At 58.5% G+C, this 15885-nt stretch carries 16 protein-coding genes and 1 pseudogene; 12 read left to right on the plus strand and 5 right to left on the minus strand.

Annotated features, from left to right (window positions below):
- Positions 1–265, plus strand: a pseudogene (locus tag PMI01S_RS31825) (hypothetical protein); the annotation flags it as partial.
- A 211-nt stretch (positions 266–476) separates the two neighbouring features.
- Here PMI01S_RS31825 and PMI01S_RS00010 read toward each other — a convergent pair.
- Complete coding sequence (locus PMI01S_RS00010; RefSeq protein ID WP_084317471.1) at positions 477–1697, minus strand: CaiB/BaiF CoA transferase family protein; 1221 nt, start codon at positions 1695–1697, stop codon at positions 477–479.
- A 13-nt stretch (positions 1698–1710) separates the two neighbouring features.
- On the minus strand, positions 1711–2892 hold the full coding sequence (locus PMI01S_RS00015) for an acyl-CoA dehydrogenase (RefSeq protein WP_017335809.1): 1182 nt from the start codon (positions 2890–2892) through the stop codon (positions 1711–1713).
- Positions 2893–3049: 157 nt separating this feature from the next.
- On the opposite strand from PMI01S_RS00015, the gene PMI01S_RS00020 reads away from it, so the two are divergent.
- From PMI01S_RS00020 to PMI01S_RS00070, 11 genes are all read left to right on the plus strand, one after another.
- The gene (locus tag PMI01S_RS00020; RefSeq protein WP_084317472.1) at positions 3050–3949 is read left to right on the plus strand and encodes a LysR family transcriptional regulator; all 900 of its coding nucleotides are present in this window, start codon (positions 3050–3052) and stop codon (positions 3947–3949) included.
- A 435-nt stretch (positions 3950–4384) separates the two neighbouring features.
- A complete protein-coding gene (locus PMI01S_RS00025) occupies positions 4385–5506 on the plus strand; it encodes a Re/Si-specific NAD(P)(+) transhydrogenase subunit alpha (protein WP_084317473.1) in 1122 nt (373 codons plus the stop codon).
- 15 nt (positions 5507–5521) lie between these two features.
- Positions 5522–5845, plus strand: coding sequence for an NAD(P) transhydrogenase subunit alpha part 2 (locus tag PMI01S_RS00030; protein WP_017335806.1), 324 nt, complete (start codon positions 5522–5524; stop codon positions 5843–5845).
- Complete coding sequence (locus PMI01S_RS00035) at positions 5845–7278, plus strand: NAD(P)(+) transhydrogenase (Re/Si-specific) subunit beta (protein WP_084317474.1); 1434 nt, start codon at positions 5845–5847, stop codon at positions 7276–7278. The genes PMI01S_RS00030 and PMI01S_RS00035 overlap by 1 nt, the downstream gene beginning before the upstream one ends.
- 180 nt (positions 7279–7458) lie before the next feature.
- A complete protein-coding gene (scpC, locus tag PMI01S_RS00040) occupies positions 7459–8952 on the plus strand; it encodes a succinyl-CoA:acetate CoA-transferase ScpC (protein WP_084317475.1) in 1494 nt (497 codons plus the stop codon).
- Between the two features lie 319 nt (positions 8953–9271).
- Positions 9272–9487 carry a DUF1127 domain-containing protein gene (locus PMI01S_RS00045; protein WP_007947887.1) on the plus strand — a complete coding sequence of 72 codons (216 nt, stop codon included), beginning with the start codon at positions 9272–9274 and terminating at the stop codon, positions 9485–9487.
- A gap of 256 nt (positions 9488–9743) precedes the next feature.
- The gene (locus PMI01S_RS00050; RefSeq protein ID WP_084317476.1) at positions 9744–9953 is read left to right on the plus strand and encodes a DUF1127 domain-containing protein; all 210 of its coding nucleotides are present in this window, start codon (positions 9744–9746) and stop codon (positions 9951–9953) included.
- Between the two features lie 144 nt (positions 9954–10097).
- Positions 10098–10415, plus strand: coding sequence for a DUF2388 domain-containing protein (locus PMI01S_RS00055; protein ID WP_017335802.1), 318 nt, complete (start codon positions 10098–10100; stop codon positions 10413–10415).
- Between the two features lie 107 nt (positions 10416–10522).
- Complete coding sequence (locus PMI01S_RS00060; RefSeq protein WP_084317477.1) at positions 10523–10831, plus strand: DUF2388 domain-containing protein; 309 nt, start codon at positions 10523–10525, stop codon at positions 10829–10831.
- A gap of 27 nt (positions 10832–10858) precedes the next feature.
- Positions 10859–11179 (plus strand): DUF2388 domain-containing protein, encoded by a 321-nt coding sequence (locus tag PMI01S_RS00065; RefSeq protein ID WP_084317478.1) that lies wholly within the window; start codon positions 10859–10861, stop codon positions 11177–11179.
- On the plus strand, positions 11176–13137 hold the full coding sequence (locus PMI01S_RS00070; RefSeq protein WP_084317479.1) for a DUF7844 domain-containing protein: 1962 nt from the start codon (positions 11176–11178) through the stop codon (positions 13135–13137). The genes PMI01S_RS00065 and PMI01S_RS00070 overlap by 4 nt, the downstream gene beginning before the upstream one ends.
- Before the next feature lie 122 nt (positions 13138–13259).
- Here the strand turns inward: PMI01S_RS00070 and PMI01S_RS00075 are convergent, their stop codons facing one another.
- From PMI01S_RS00075 to trpB, 3 genes are all read right to left on the minus strand, one after another.
- Positions 13260–13703: an anti-virulence regulator CigR family protein gene (locus PMI01S_RS00075; protein WP_084317480.1), complete on the minus strand. Its 444-nt coding sequence runs from the start codon at positions 13701–13703 to the stop codon at positions 13260–13262.
- Positions 13704–13824: 121 nt separating this feature from the next.
- Positions 13825–14637 (minus strand): tryptophan synthase subunit alpha, encoded by an 813-nt coding sequence (gene trpA / locus PMI01S_RS00080; protein WP_084317481.1) that lies wholly within the window; start codon positions 14635–14637, stop codon positions 13825–13827.
- Positions 14637–15872 carry a tryptophan synthase subunit beta gene (gene trpB, locus PMI01S_RS00085; protein ID WP_084317482.1) on the minus strand — a complete coding sequence of 412 codons (1236 nt, stop codon included), beginning with the start codon at positions 15870–15872 and terminating at the stop codon, positions 14637–14639. The genes trpA and trpB overlap by 1 nt, the downstream gene beginning before the upstream one ends.
- Positions 15873–15885 lie beyond the last annotated feature (13 nt).

The following is a 15885-nucleotide window of genomic DNA, read 5'->3' on the forward strand; positions in this document are numbered from 1 at the left end:
GGTTAAGATCTTTCGTCTCAACCGAGGCGCGCATTCTACAGCGTCCTCTGTATCTGTCAAGCGGTTATTTTCAGAAGTTTTCAAAGTTTCCTTTGCAACTTCAACCACTTGCGCTTCCGATCTCTCGTTAGCGGGAGGCGAATTCTACAGCGTTGTTCGCTGCTGTCAACACCTCTTTTTCTCCGCTTTCGACCGAGAAGATCGAACCGTCAATCAAGCGAAAACACACTGCCTGACCAACTCCTTCTGGGCTTCGATGAACTGAAGCAACTCGCTGCCTAAAACTGCGTAACTCTTTGTTTACCAAGGAGTTTTCCGTTTCGACTGCGCCGGAAGTGGGGCGAATTATAGACTTCCAGAATCTGCCGTCAACCCCTGATTTGGCTTTTCTATCAATAACTTGCAGAAAGCCAGAAAACAGCCTGTTTTCCTCTATATAGGATAGGGAAACCACTCCTTCTATATAGAGGAAATCCTCAGAGCACCCCAGCCTCTCTGAGAGCAGCTACCGCACCAGCGTCCAGACCCAACACCCGCAGCAATACCTCCGACGTATGCTCGCCCAGCAAAGGAGGCGCATTGCGGTACTCCACCGGCGTCTCGGACAGACGAATCGGGCTTGCAACCTGCGGCACCCTCCCCGCCAGGGCATGAGGCAGCTCGATCGCCAAACCGCGCGCCTTTACCTGAGGGTCGGCAAACACCTGAGCCAGATCATTGATCGGACCACACGGCACCCCTGCCTGCTCCAGCTGCGACACCCACTCAGCAGTGGTCTTGAACACCGTAGCCTGGCGGATCAACGGAATCAGCAACGCCCGATTCGCCACCCGCAACTTGTTGGTCGCAAATCGCGGATCATCCGCCCACTGCGGCTGCCCGGCCACTTCCGCAAATTTGCGGAACTGCCCGTCGTTACCCACCGTAAGGATGAAATCGCCATCTGCCGTAGGAAAGTCCTGATAAGGCACGATGTTCGGATGCGCATTGCCAAGACGCTTAGGCGCATTGCCCGTCGTCAGGTAATTCATCGCCTGGTTAGCCAGACAGGCCACCTGAACATCCAACAACGCCATATCAATATGTTGACCGCCACCGTCATGATCCCGGTGCGCAAGCGCAGCGAGAATAGCCACTGTCGAATAGAGCCCGGTCAAAATATCCGTCAGCGCCACGCCGACTTTCACCGGCCCGGCCCCCTCATCTCCTTCCGGCCGACCTGTAAGGCTCATCAGGCCGCCCAAGCCTTGGATCATGAAGTCATAACCCGCGCGCTTGGCGTAAGGGCCGGTCTGACCAAACCCCGTGATCGAGCAGTAGATCAGATTCGGATTGGCATCCTTGAGTGATTCATAATCCAGCCCATAAGCCGCCAAGCCACCGACCTTGAAGTTCTCGATCAGAATGTCCGACTTGGCCGCCAGCTCACGCACCAGCTTCTGCCCCTCCGGGCGCGTGAAGTCGATGGTTACGGATTGCTTGTTGCGATTGGCTGACAAGTAATAGGCAGCCTCGCTGGTGTTCTCGCCATAGGCGTCTTTAAGGAACGGAGGCCCCCAGGCGCGCGTGTCATCGCCATTGCCGGGACGCTCGACCTTGATCACCTCGGCGCCAAGGTCCGCCAATATCTGCCCGGACCAGGGCCCGGCCAGCACCCGCGATAAATCCAGTACCCGTAGATGCGAAAGCGCGCCCATGGCCGTTCTCCTATTAATAGAACGCTTGAAGACCGGTCTGCGCACGACCGAGGATCAGCGCGTGAACGTCATGCGTACCTTCATAGGTATTCACCACTTCCAGGTTGACCAGGTGACGAGCCACGCCGAACTCGTCGGAGATACCATTGCCACCCAGCATGTCGCGCGCCATACGAGCAATGTCCAAGGACTTGCCGCAGGAGTTGCGCTTCATCATCGAAGTGATCTCTACCGCCGCCGTGCCTTCATCTTTCATGCGACCCAAACGCAGGCAACCTTGCAGCGCCATGGTGATTTCGGTCTGCATGTCGGCCAGTTTCTTCTGGATCAATTGAGTAGCAGCCAACGGGCGACCGAACTGCTGACGATCCAGGGTGTATTGGCGAGCGGTGTGCCAGCAGAATTCCGCAGCACCCAAGGCGCCCCAGGAAATGCCGTAACGCGCAGAGTTGAGGCAAGTGAAAGGGCCTTTCAATCCGCGGACGTCAGGGAAGATGTTTTCTTCAGGGACAAACACGTTGTCCATGACGATCTCACCGGTGATGGACGCACGCAGGCCGACCTTGCCGTGGATCGCCGGAGCGCTCAGGCCTTTCCAGCCTTTTTCCAGGACGAAGCCACGGATGTCGCCCGCATCGTCCTTGCCCCAAACCACAAACACGTCAGCGATCGGGCTGTTGGTGATCCACATCTTGCTGCCGGTCAGGCTGTAGCCGCCTTCCACCTTGCGTGCACGAGTAATCATCGAGCCCGGGTCAGAACCGTGGTCAGGCTCGGTCAGACCGAAGCAACCGATCCACTCGCCCGTTGCAAGTTTTGGCAGGTACTTCTGCTTTTGCGCTTCAGTACCGAACTCATTGATCGGCACCATCACCAAAGAGGACTGCACGCTCATCATCGAGCGATAACCTGAGTCGACGCGCTCGACTTCACGGGCGATCAAGCCGTAGCTGACGTAGTTCAGGCCGCTGCCGCCGTACTGTTCAGGAATGGTTGCGCCCAGCAGGCCGACTTCACCCATCTCGCGGAAGATTGCCGGATCGGTTTTCTCATGACGGAATGCTTCAAGAACACGCGGCGCGAGCTTTTGCTGAGCGAATTGCTCGGCGGTGTCGCGGATCATGCGTTCTTCTTCAGTGAGCTGTTGATCCAGCAGCAGGGGATCGATCCAGTTGAAGCTAGCTTTACCGCCCATGAGTGTGTCCTCTCGAATCGGGTCAAATAACGTGGACTGATCCTAGGCCCGGTTCGGCGTGACGGCAAACGAGGATTTTGCATACTGTTGTGCTAATTTCTCACTCCGAAACGTTGCGATACAGCTTTAATGCGATGCATTAGTGAGGTTGACGTACATGCGCAGAAAGATTCCCAGCACAACGGCCCTGATCAGCTTTGAAGCAGCCGCTCGCCACGAGAGTTTTACCAAGGCAGCCCAGGAACTTTCACTCACCCAGGGAGCGATTTGCCGACAGATCGCCAGCCTCGAGGAGTTCCTCGGTGTGGAACTGTTCCGACGCTCCCGGCGCGGGGTCAAGCTGACGGAAGCAGGACTTTCCTACAGCCGCAGGGTCGCCACCCAACTGGACGCCGTTGAGCGCGACACGCTGTCGGTCATGGGCCAGCAAGGCGCCAACGTGATCGAACTGGCCGTCGTGCCCACCTTCGGCACCCAATGGCTGCTGCCAAGACTCAAGGATTTCCAGCAAAGACACCCAGAAGTGACGGTCAATCTCACCAACCGCACCCGCCCCTTCCTGTTTGCCGACACCGATTTCGATGCGGCGATCTATTTTGGCGATGCGGACTGGTCAGGCACTGAATCCCACAGACTGATGGGCGAAAATCCGATGCCTGTGTGCAGCCCCACCCTACTGGGCCAAAAGACAAATCTCACACCCGCTGAAATTGCCGAACTGCCCCTGCTACAACAGACCACCCGCCCCTATGCCTGGCGTCAATGGTTCGACTCGCAGAACCTTAATATCCCGCGAGACATGACAGGACCGCGCTACGAGCTATTCTCCATGCTTGCCCAAGCGGCGATGCACGACATGGGAATAGCCTTGATCCCGCCGTTCCTGATTCAGCGTGAACTGGCGGAGAAGCGACTGGTGATTGCCAACGTCCAGGCTCTGTCCAGTATCAAGGCGTATTACTTGATGATTCCTGAGCGAAAGGTCGAATCTGCGTCTTTGAAGGCATTTCGCGACTGGCTGGTAAATCAGGCGCAGAGCTACAGCCTAGAAGGATAGGGCTTAACACCATTAGTTGACCCCGTAGTCAGCAAATTCAAAGCCCTACAGATATAAGTATTTGTCGCATATTCGCAGACTGTACCGAGAAGCGGTACAAACGTCCCACAAGCGCCTGAAGACGTGGCCTTGAGCCGCTATCCGACAGCAATACCACCTCATTCACCGTGCCGATGTGTAAATTCTTGAAATTCGGCCAGAATCCTTGCAAGGCACGGCCTGCAAGGGACCGAGGCGGTCGGTTGCGACATTCGGTCACGGGGTGACTTGTAGTTAATTTTCCGTCACCCGTCATAATCCCTTGAAGGGCACAAAGTTCGCCTGCAAAATGCCGCGCCCCGCCCAGATTTGGCGGGATCGTGCTGATCGGCCGCCCCCAGCCGCACCATCCGAAGTGCCTGGGTTTACTCAATAAGATCACGCAGGAGATTTGACGTGCACATTGGTGTTCCTCTCGAAACCCAGACCGGTGAAACACGGGTTGCTGCAACCCCGGAAACCATCAAGAAGCTGATCGGCCAGGGTCATAAGGTCATTGTGCAAAGCGGCGCCGGCATAAACGCCAGCGTTGTCGACAGTGCTTATGAAGCGGCAGGCGCAATTATTGGCAGCGCCAGTGATGCGTTCGGTGCCGAACTGATTCTCAAGGTGGTCGCCCCCAGCGACAGCGAGCTGACGCTGATTAAAAGCGGCACCGTTGTGGTGGGCATGCTCAACCCGTTCAGCAATGAAACCATTGCCAAGCTGGCTGAGTGCGGCATTACCGCGTTCGCACTGGAAGCGGCCCCGCGCACCTCCCGCGCCCAGAGCCTGGATGTGCTGTCCTCCCAGGCCAACATCGCCGGTTACAAAGCCGTGTTGCTGGCCGCTCACCATTACCCACGCTTCATGCCGATGCTGATGACGGCGGCGGGCACCGTGAAAGCGGCACGCGTGCTGATTCTCGGCGCCGGTGTTGCCGGTTTGCAGGCAATCGCTACCGCGAAACGCCTGGGTGCAGTGATCGAAGCGTCTGACGTACGTCCTGCGGTTAAAGAACAGATCGAATCCCTTGGCGCCAAGTTCGTCGACGTGCCTTACGAGACCGATGAAGAGCGTGAATGCGCCGTCGGTGTTGGCGGCTACGCACGCCCAATGCCTGCGAGCTGGATGCAGCGACAGGCCCTGGCTGTGCACGAGCGCGCCAAGCAAGCTGACATCGTCATCACCACCGCACTGATTCCCGGCCGCAAGGCACCGACTCTGTTGAGCGCGGAAACCGTCGCGCAAATGAAGCCAGGTTCCGTGGTCATCGACCTCGCAGCGGCTCAGGGCGGCAACTGCCCGCTGACCGTAGCCGATCAGGTGGTGGTGGAGAATGGCGTGACCATTTGCGGTCCGACCAATCTGGCCGGAGCGGTCGCGGCAGATGCTTCAGCCCTGTACGCACGCAACCTGCTGGACTTCCTGAAGCTGGTCTTCAACAAAGAAGGCCAGTTCGAAGTGAACCTCGAAGACGACATCGTCGCCGCGTGCCTGATGTGCCGCGACGGCCAAGTCATCCGCAAAAACGCCTAAGCAGGGATTCAGACGATGGAAGAGCTTATCTCCCCCGGTATCTACAACCTGATCATCTTCGTGCTGGCGATTTATGTCGGTTATCACGTGGTCTGGAACGTTACGCCTGCACTGCACACGCCGTTGATGGCCGTGACCAACGCCATCTCGGCGATCGTAATCGTCGGTGCCATGCTGGCCGCGGCGTTGACCGTCACGCCTCTGGGCAAAACCATGGGCACCCTCGCGGTGGCTCTGGCGGCGGTGAACGTTTTTGGTGGCTTCCTGGTGACTCGCAGGATGCTTGAGATGTTCAAGAAGAAAGCCCCGAAAGCGGTAAAAGAAGAGGCGTCCAAGTAATGAGCATGAACCTTGTAACGACGCTCTACTTGATCGCGTCCATCTGCTTCATCCAGGCCCTGAAAGGGCTGTCGCACCCGACCACGTCGCGGCGCGGCAATCTGTACGGCATGCTCGGCATGGCGCTGGCGATCCTCACTACCGTGGGGCTCATCTATAAGCTGGGCGCAGAGCTTGCCACCGCAGGCATCGGTTACGTCATCGTCGGCCTGCTGGTCGGCGGCACGGCCGGTTCGATCATGGCCAAGCGCGTAGAAATGACCAAGATGCCGGAACTGGTCGCTTTCATGCACAGCATGATCGGTATGGCCGCGGTATTCATTGCCATTGCGGCGGTGGTCGAGCCGCAATCGCTGGGCATCGTCAAACAACTGGGCGATTCGATTCCTGCCGGTAACCGCCTGGAGCTGTTCCTCGGCGCGGCCATCGGTGCAATCACCTTCTCCGGTTCGGTGATCGCGTTCGGCAAGCTCTCGGGCAAGTACAAGTTTCGTCTGTTCCAAGGCGCACCGGTACAGTTTAGTGGTCAACACAAGCTGAACCTGCTGCTGGGTCTGGCGACGCTCGCGTTGGGCATCACCTTCATGATGACCGGCAACCTCGCCGCTTTCGCGCTGATGCTGGCGCTGGCCTTCGTGATGGGCGTGCTGATCATCATCCCGATCGGCGGCGCGGACATGCCGGTGGTGGTATCGATGCTCAACAGCTATTCCGGCTGGGCAGCAGCGGGTATCGGCTTCTCGCTGAACAACTCGATGCTGATCATCGCGGGCTCGCTGGTGGGTTCGTCCGGTGCAATCCTCTCGTACATCATGTGCAAGGCGATGAACCGCTCCTTCTTTAATGTACTGCTCGGCGGTTTCGGCAATACGGCCGATGCCGGTCCTGCAGGCGCCAAGGAAGCCCGCCCGGTGAAATCCGGTTCGGCTGACGATGCGACTTTCCTGCTGACCAACGCCGATACCGTGATCATCGTTCCGGGTTACGGCCTGGCGGTAGCGCGGGCACAACACGCGCTGAAAGAGCTGACCGAGAAGTTGACCCACCGCGGTGTAACCGTGAAATACGCGATCCACCCGGTTGCCGGTCGGATGCCTGGCCACATGAACGTCTTGCTGGCCGAGGCCGAAGTGCCTTATGACCAGGTATTCGAGATGGAAGACATCAACTCCGAGTTCGGCCAGGCCGACGTGGTGCTGGTGCTCGGCGCGAACGACGTGGTCAACCCGGCCGCGAAGAACGATCCGAAATCGCCGATTGCCGGCATGCCGATTCTCGAAGCGTTCAAGGCCAAGACCATCATCGTCAACAAGCGTTCGATGGCCAGCGGTTATGCCGGCCTGGACAACGAACTGTTTTACCTCGACAAAACCATGATGGTCTTCGGCGACGCCAAGAAGGTTATCGAAGACATGGTCAAAGCCGTCGAGTAAAACCTGCTCCAACGCAATACCCAAAACCTCAGCCTTTAGTAGGCTGGGGTTTTTTTATTGCCCGTGAAACCCGACCAAAGGCTCTAAATCAGGGCTCGGCATTCGACCATGGTAGCGGGACGGATTTTTTTCAAGCCACTAGACTGCACACCTTGCTTCCGTTACCCGAGATAACAATCCATGTACCGTGATCGTATTCGCTTGCCTTCGTTGTTGAATAAGGTGATGAGCGCCGCCGATGCTGCCGCTCTGATTGAGGACGGCATGACCGTCGGCATGAGTGGTTTCACTCGTGCCGGTGAAGCCAAGGCCGTGCCTCATGCATTGGCTGAACGCGCCAAAGTCACCCCGCTGAAAATCACATTGATGACCGGCGCCAGCCTGGGCAACGACCTCGATAAGCAGCTCACCGAAGCCGGCGTTCTTTCGCGACGCATGCCTTTCCAGGTCGATAGCACTTTGCGCAAGGCGATCAACGCTGGCGAGGTCATGTTCATCGACCAGCACCTCTCGGAAACCGTGGAGCAATTGCGCAACCAGCAGCTGAAACTGCCGGACATTGCCGTTATCGAGGCCGTGGCGATTACCGAACAAGGCCACATCGTACCGACCACTTCCGTGGGCAACTCGGCCAGCTTCGCGATTTTCGCCAAACACGTGATCGTCGAGATCAACCTGGCGCACAACCCGAACCTCGAGGGTTTGCACGACATCTATATACCGACGTACCGCCCGACCCGTACGCCAATTCCGTTAGTGAAGGTCGACGATCGCATTGGCAGCACCGCCATTGCGATCCCGCCGGAAAAGATCGTCGCGATCGTGATCACCAACCAGTCCGACTCACCTTCGACCGTGCTGCCGCCGGACGTCGACACTCAGGCCATTGCCGACCACCTGATCGACTTCTTCAAGCAGGAAGTGGCGGCCGGGCGCATGACCAACAAACTCGGCCCACTGCAGGCCGGCATCGGCACCATCGCCAACTCCGTGATGTGCGGACTGATCGACTCGCCGTTCGAAGACCTGACCATGTACTCCGAAGTGTTGCAGGACTCGACCTTCGACTTGATCGACGCCGGCAAGCTGAGTTTTGCCTCAGGCAGCTCGATCACCTTGTCGAGCCGTCGCAACGCCGATGTGTTCGGCAACCTGGAGCGCTACAAGGACAAACTGGTCCTGCGTCCGCAGGAAATTTCCAACCACCCGGAAGTGGTGCGACGGCTCGGTATCATTGGCATCAACACCGCGCTGGAGTTTGACCTGTACGGCAACGTCAACTCCACCCATGTCTGCGGCACGCGGATGATGAACGGTATCGGCGGCTCGGGCGACTTTGCGCGTAACGCGCACCTGGCCATTTTCGTGACCAAGTCGATCGCCAAGGGCGGCGCGATCTCCAGCGTGGTGCCGATGGTCAGCCACGTCGATCACACAGAGCATGACGTCGACATTCTCGTGACCGAGGTGGGGCTGGCGGACTTGCGCGGTTTGGCACCGCGGGAGCGGGCTCGAGTCATCATCGACAACTGCGTGCACCCCGATTACCGCCAAGCCCTGGATGACTACTTCACCGCTGCCTGCGCACTCGGCGGGCACACTCCGCATCTCCTGCGTGACGCACTGAGCTGGCACATGAATCTGGAAGAAACCGGGCGGATGCTCGCCGTGTAATTGGTACAGATAGCGGCTGACGCAAACACAGTTTCGTCAGCTTGCTATTGCCAAACAGAAATGTGTTTAAAACTGTACTGCTGTACCGGTCATTTCCTACCGTAATTGCCTACTTTTCCGACCTGAATGTCATAATATGCACCATATAGGTGCAGATAGGTACAGTTGCCTCAATTTTGACCAGTACACCGCTCTTTAACAGTTAACTGGTCCCTCACAATACAGGTGAACTGTATCTAGAGAGACTGGCCAAACGAGAGGATCATTGGCATCAGTTAAACCACTACCTAATCCCGCCACAAGCGGAAGGATGAAAACCATGGAACGTACACTCAGTTCCGATCTGTTCTTCGAAGACACCGCTGCAAAAACCCAGGCTTCCATGCCTCTTCGCGTTATCGCCAACCTGATGCTGTGGCAGCGCCGCATCTCCAGCCGCCACCAACTGGCTCGTCTGGATTCGCGTCTGCTGGCTGACGCCGGGATTAGCGAAGCACAACGCTACGAAGAGCTGAGCAAGCCGTTCTGGCGCTAAGTTAGCGTCGCTGGCTCTGATCCTTAAGGTCAACCGCCAGCACCCGAATTGAACAAACAAAACCCGTCGTGGGAAACCACGACGGGTTTTGTCGTTTTGGGCCGGAAAATCCTCAAAACAATAGTTGCCGGCATTAATAGGTACAGTTAACAAACAATCACAACTGAACCAGTACAATTTCAATGGAGTGTGTCTGTTCCGGGAAATCGGGCGGGATCATCATGAAATCCCGACCTGCCAGCAAAAGGATTGCACCATGGATCACCTACTGGATCTTGCCGCTACATCCCCGAAATCAAGGCCTCGGATTACCTGGCCAAGAAGATTGCTCAGAGCCCTCGCCGACACCCTCGAGAGAGCCAGAACCCGGCGTTTACTGGCGCAACTCGATGGCCGGCAGCTGTCTGACTTGGGCATCAGTCATTCAGATCGAGTCAGAGAATTGGACAAGCCGTTCTGGCGCTGACATACACTTGAACAGACGGGACTGTGCGAACCGACACCTACAGGCCTAATATCAGATCAGAACGTGGCGATGACTGCGCGACAGGCGTCTGACTCAACAGATACCGCGCCACCTCTCAATCGGTTTACCCAAAGGAGTTACACCATGTCCCGTCTTCGTCTGCTCAGCGCTGCAGCCCTGCTTGCCGTGGCTGCCAATTCCCACGCCACCAGCTTCATCGTCACCACCGATGCCGTCGTCGGTGCACTCAAGGCAACGTCCGACGCCACTTCCGATGTCACGTCGTCCTTTCGCGATGACAAGATCGTCCGGGCAGCCCGTGATGACGCCGCCAGTTTTGTCGCCAGCGAAGGCGCCATTCGCGGCGTGAAACTGGAAAGCGCACTCGACCACATTCGCCATCAGGCGCCGGGGTTGAACGCTACGGACGCTCAACTGGCTCAGGCTATTCTGACTATCTAAAACGTCATCTCCTCATGGGACACGCCCAACGTGTCCCAATGTTTCGGCACTGGCTCTAAACCGGGCGTTGCGCTAGCCTTTGGACTCGCCTTCAACTGTCGAGTCTCATGCGTTTTCCTACACATCTATTGATTACACCGGTTTTCATGGCGGCCTGCTGGGCTGGCTCAGCCCAGGCCTTTGACCTGACGACACAGGGTCTCGTGGCCACTGGCTACGCCACCAGCATGGTGACCTCCGCCCCCTTCGACCGTAAGCTGCTGCTGGCCGCCCGGGATGACGCCGCGTCATTCATTGCCAGCGACGGCCAATTGCGAGGAGCACAACTGGAATCCGCGCTGGTTTACCTGCGTCGGGCCCAGCCAAAACTTCATGCAAGCGATCTTGAACTGGCGCAGGCTATTCTCGTCCAATAGTTATCCTCGTTCCTCCGGAGTCGTTCCATGCGTAGCCCGCTGATTATCGCCACCCTTGGCCTGCTGTTATTGGCCGATCTGGCCCAGGCGCACACCCTGGTAGCCACCAGTAACATCATCATCAATGCCACCCAACGCACACTCGATTTCACGTCCGACACCACCACGTCAATTCGTGATTCGAAAATCGTCCGTGAAGCCCACGACGATGCGGCCAGTTTCGTCGCCAGCGAGGGTGAAATCCGTGGGGCGCACCTGGAAGCGGCCTTCAATACATTGCGCACCCGCGTGCCGGAAGCCCGGGATGCCAGTGATCAGGTACTCGCAGAAGCCATCCTCGCACTGTGAAGTCGTTAAGTGCCTGGCTCCTGGCCGGGGTCGTGTTGCTGCTCGGCAATACGGCCCAGGCCGGCCTGCAATTACAGCTCAAGACAGAAGGTTTGAGCCCTGCGCAACAGCAGGCCAGCCAGGCGCTGCTTGATGAAGCCATGCAGGCATTGCCGCCGAGGTTCATCGAACAACTCGACCGGCGCATCGACGTTGGCTGGACCGATGACATGCCGAGCAACGCCTACGGCCAGGCGTCACTGGTGTCCGAGCTCGATCTCAACCGCAACTTGCTTGCCAGCCTCACCGACGGCAGCGCTGCAACCAAAAAGACTTATCGCCCTCACGGCACCGTCCGCCGCGAAATGCTGGCCACGGTGCTGCACGAACTCACCCACATTTATGATCGCTCGCGTTTTTGGCCAGCTGCCGAACGCACGCTGATCCAGCGTTGTACCCGACGCAACAACAGCTCCGGCCTGATCGGCATTCCGGATGAATGCCGTGGCCAATCCTCCCGACGCTTTACGCTGAGCGATGACCCGCGCCTGCTCGACCTAGCTGGCTGGCCGCAATACGTCGGTCGTCGCGGCGAACGCGAACAGCACAACCGACAGATCGCCCGCAGCCCGGACATCTACGAAACGAGCAGCCCCAAAGAGTTCGTCGCGGTGAACATGGAGTATTTCCTCCTCGACCCGAGCTACGCTTGTCGCCGCCCTGCGCTGTACCGCTACTACAAAGAACATTTTGGCTGGGCACCCGCCGCCAAAGACACCTGCGGCAAATCCTTCGCCTTCCTCAACGCCGGCAATGACTTCGCCAAACAGCCCTTGGGGCAGGTCGATCCGGAACGGGTGTATGCCGTGGACTATCTGCTGGCCGAAGCCAACCAGAACTGGGTCAGCCGCTGGGGCCACAGCATGTTGCGCCTGGTGATCTGCGCACCGGGCCGGCCACGTGGACCGGATTGTCGGCTGGATCTGGATCAGCACCTGGTCTTGTCCTACCGAGCCTTCGTGGGTGACGTACAGCTGTCGAGCTGGGACGGATTAGTCGGCAAGTACCCGTCGCGCCTGTTCGTCCTGCCGCTGGCCCAAGTGATCGACGAGTACACCAAGACCGAACTGCGCAGCCTCGCCTCGGTGCCGCTGAATTTGTCGCGCAACGAAATTGAGGACGTGGTGGAACACGCCGCCGAGATGCACTGGAGCTACGACGGCAATTACTTTTTCCTGTCCAACAACTGCGCGGTGGAAGGTCTGAAGTTGCTACGCAGCGGCACCAACAACGCGAAGCTGGTCGGGCTGGACAACATCATGCCCAACGGCTTGCTGGAAGTGCTCAAGGGACGCGGACTGGCGGATACCAGCGTGCTGGATGATCCTCGCGAAGCGCTGCGGCTTGGCTATCGCTTCGACTCTTTCCGTGATCGTTATCAAGCGATGTTCGAAGTGCTGAAGAAGCACCTGCCGATCAAACAGGACAAGGTCGAAGACTGGCTGGCACTGAAGGCCGAAGAGCGCCGCACATGGATCGACCAAGCCGATCTGCGAACCAGCGCGGCGTTGCTCTTGTTGGAACAGGCAGCCTTCCGACAACAATTGGTGCTGGCCCAGGACGAAGTGAAGCAACGCTATCTCGGTGCTCGGGAGCTGAAGAACGGCGGCATGGACAAAGCCAACGCGACCTTGCAGCAGATTCTCGCCAACAGCGGCTTCCTCAGCCGGCCGGCGGAGTTGCTCGGCACCGGCGGTTATGGATTGCCGCAACCCAGCGAATGGCAACGCCTGGAATCGGAAAGCAGCTTGCGGCAGAAACAGCTTCAAGCATTGACCGGCGATCTGGACAAGGAAGTGAGAGCGTTGCTCGAACCAAGCCGAGCCGCGGAAATGGCCGCCAACGAAGCCAACCTGAAACAGGTCGGCGAACATTTGCGCAAACTGCATAAAGCGTCGGGCGGGTTGGAGTTGCCTTAGTGAATGCCCCCTGCAGGAGCGAGCTTGCTCGCGATGGTCGTTAACGATAACGCGTGTTTCACGACGAAACCCGACGCACTCAAGTCCATCGCGAGCAAGCTCGCTCCTGGAGTTCCCTCACGTCAAAGAACCCCTTCCAGAATTTCATAGACGATCCCGGAGCCCACGGCGATCAGCACAATGTCGCCACCCGCGCGCCGCCATTCATAACCCGGGTAATACGGCAGCCGACTCAACGCGCGATTATCCAGGCGTTCTCCGTAATAACCGTGCGGCAACGGCCGACCACGTTCCAGATGAATGCCCGGAGGTGGCGGCGCGCCGCGTACGAAATAACCATGGTTGTCACGGATCGTCTGGCGCACCGGGCCGAAGTCCCGTGGCGGAGGGCCGCCGCGATGATTGTCCTGCGGGCCGCCGTGATCATCGCCGTGGTTGTCGTAATGGCCTTGCTGCTGGCCGCCGCGATCGTGATCGTCGCGCTGATCGGCGCTGGCGTGCAGCAACGGAGTGGCACTGAGCATCAGCACGCTCAGGCTGGCAATCAGACGTTTCGGCATTTTCATCAGGTCTTTCCTCACTGCACCTACAGCAAAAAGGGCTTCAGAACGTAGTCCTGAAGCCCTCGGTCTTGCTGTTTAGTCTGTGCCGCGAGGCTCTAATTCCTCTGTATCAGGATCTTTACCTTCAGCTGACGCGGGCCTTACGCACGCCATCGGCCAGCGCCGAGCAAAGGCTCAACACGCCATCAATCGCCTGCTCCGGCGTCGATGCATTGGCGATGTGATCGATCAATGCCGAACCCACCACCACGCCGTCAGCCAGACGCGCGATAGACGCCGCTTGCTCCGGTGTACGAATACCGAAACCGATGCTGATCGGCAAATCGGTGTGACGACGCAGACGCGCAACCGCCTCTTCAACGTGCTCCAGCGTTGCCGCCCCAGCACCGGTCACACCGGCCACAGACACGTAGTAGACGAAGCCGGAGCTTCCGTTCAGGACGGTCGGCAGGCGCACATCATCGGTTGTCGGGGTGGTCAGACGAATGAAGTCCAGACCGGCAGCCTGGGCCGGATCGCACAGTTCGCCGTTATGCTCGGGCGGCAAGTCGACCACGATAAGACCGTCGACACCGGCCTCTTTGGCGTCGGCGATGAAACGTGGCACGCCGTACATGTGGATCGGGTTGAAGTAGCCCATCAGTACCAGCGGCGTTTCGCTGTTGCCTTCACGGAACTCACGAACCATTTGCAGGGTTTTCGCCAGGTTCTGTTTGGCGGCCAGTGCCCGAATGTTGGCCAGCTGGATCGCCGGGCCGTCGGCCATTGGATCGGTGAACGGCATACCCAGCTCGATCACGTCGGCGCCAGCACCGGGCAAGCCTTTGAGGATTGCCAGCGAAGTGTCATAGCTCGGGTCGCCGGCGGTGACGAAAGTCACCAGGGCGGCGCGGTTCTGTTCCTTGAGTTCGGCAAAACGCGTTTGCAGGCGGCTCATCAGTGTTTCTCCTGCTTGGACTGCACTTGTTGAGAGTTTTCCATGTGGTGCATCACGGTTTGCATGTCTTTGTCGCCACGACCGGACAGGTTGACCACCATCAGGTGATCTTTCGGCAAGCTCGGGGCGCGCTTGAATACTTCGGCCAGGGCGTGGGCGCTTTCCAATGCAGGAATAATCCCTTCCAGGCGGCAGCATTTATGGAATGCGTCGAGGGCTTCGTCATCGGTCACCGAGGTGTATTGAACGCGACCGATGTCATGCAACCAGGCGTGCTCCGGGCCGATCCCCGGGTAGTCGAGGCCGGCGGAGATCGAGTGAGCGTCGATGATCTGGCCATCGTCATCCTGCAGCAGGAAAGTACGGTTGCCGTGCAGCACACCCGGTACGCCGCCGTTCAGGCTGGCGGCGTGCTTGCCGGTTTCGATGCCGTGACCGGCCGCTTCAACACCGATGATCTCGACGCTTTTGTCGTCGAGGAACGGATGGAACAGGCCCATGGCGTTGGAACCACCGCCGATGCATGCGACCAGGCTGTCTGGCAGACGACCTTCCTGAGCCTGCAGTTGATCGCGGGTTTCCTTGCCGATGACGGCCTGGAAGTCGCGGACCATCGCCGGATAAGGGTGCGGGCCGGCAACAGTGCCGATCAGGTAGAACGTGCTGTCGACGTTGGTCACCCAGTCACGCAGGGCTTCGTTCATCGCATCTTTCAGGGTGCCGGTGCCGGCGACCACCGGGATCACTTCGGCGCCCAGCAGTTTCATGCGGAACACGTTGGCTTGCTGACGCTCGATGTCGGTGGTGCCCATGTAGATCACGCAGTCGAGGCCAAAACGCGCGGCCACGGTGGCGGTCGCCACACCGTGCATGCCGGCGCCGGTCTCGGCGATGATGCGTTTCTTGCCCATGCGCCGGGCCAGCAGGATCTGGCCGATGCAGTTGTTGATCTTGTGCGCGCCGGTATGGTTCAGCTCTTCACGCTTCAGATAAATCTTCGCGCCGCCGCAGAATTCGGTCAGGCGTTCGGCGTAATACAGCGGGCTGGGACGTCCGACGTAGTCACGCTGGAAGTAGGCCAATTCCTCTTTGAATGCAGGATCTTCCTTGGCTGCTTCGTACTCGCGGGCCAGATCGAGGATCAACGGCATCAGGGTTTCGGCGACGTAGCGGCCACCGAACGCGCCAAACAGGCCGTTGGCGTCGGGGCCGTTGCGCAGATTAGTCTGGGTCATGGGTCGCTCCGGT

The organism is Pseudomonas migulae NBRC 103157 (genome assembly GCF_002091715.1).
GTDB classification, from domain to species: domain Bacteria; phylum Pseudomonadota; class Gammaproteobacteria; order Pseudomonadales; family Pseudomonadaceae; genus Aquipseudomonas; species Aquipseudomonas migulae_A.

Coding starts and splice junctions, on each gene's coding strand:
- PMI01S_RS00010 (WP_084317471.1), bottom strand. CDS start 1,697: ATGGGCGCGCTTTCGCATCTACGGGTACTGGATTTATCGCGGGTGCTG.
- PMI01S_RS00015 (WP_017335809.1), bottom strand. CDS start 2,892: ATGGGCGGTAAAGCTAGCTTCAACTGGATCGATCCCCTGCTGCTGGAT.
- PMI01S_RS00020 (WP_084317472.1), top strand. CDS start 3,050: ATGCGCAGAAAGATTCCCAGCACAACGGCCCTGATCAGCTTTGAAGCA.
- PMI01S_RS00030 (WP_017335806.1), top strand. CDS start 5,522: ATGGAAGAGCTTATCTCCCCCGGTATCTACAACCTGATCATCTTCGTG.
- PMI01S_RS00035 (WP_084317474.1), top strand. CDS start 5,845: ATGAGCATGAACCTTGTAACGACGCTCTACTTGATCGCGTCCATCTGC.
- scpC (WP_084317475.1), top strand. CDS start 7,459: ATGTACCGTGATCGTATTCGCTTGCCTTCGTTGTTGAATAAGGTGATG.
- PMI01S_RS00045 (WP_007947887.1), top strand. CDS start 9,272: ATGGAACGTACACTCAGTTCCGATCTGTTCTTCGAAGACACCGCTGCA.
- PMI01S_RS00050 (WP_084317476.1), top strand. CDS start 9,744: ATGGATCACCTACTGGATCTTGCCGCTACATCCCCGAAATCAAGGCCT.
- PMI01S_RS00055 (WP_017335802.1), top strand. CDS start 10,098: ATGTCCCGTCTTCGTCTGCTCAGCGCTGCAGCCCTGCTTGCCGTGGCT.
- PMI01S_RS00060 (WP_084317477.1), top strand. CDS start 10,523: ATGCGTTTTCCTACACATCTATTGATTACACCGGTTTTCATGGCGGCC.
- PMI01S_RS00065 (WP_084317478.1), top strand. CDS start 10,859: ATGCGTAGCCCGCTGATTATCGCCACCCTTGGCCTGCTGTTATTGGCC.
- PMI01S_RS00075 (WP_084317480.1), bottom strand. CDS start 13,703: ATGAAAATGCCGAAACGTCTGATTGCCAGCCTGAGCGTGCTGATGCTC.
- trpA (WP_084317481.1), bottom strand. CDS start 14,637: ATGAGCCGCCTGCAAACGCGTTTTGCCGAACTCAAGGAACAGAACCGC.
- trpB (WP_084317482.1), bottom strand. CDS start 15,872: ATGACCCAGACTAATCTGCGCAACGGCCCCGACGCCAACGGCCTGTTT.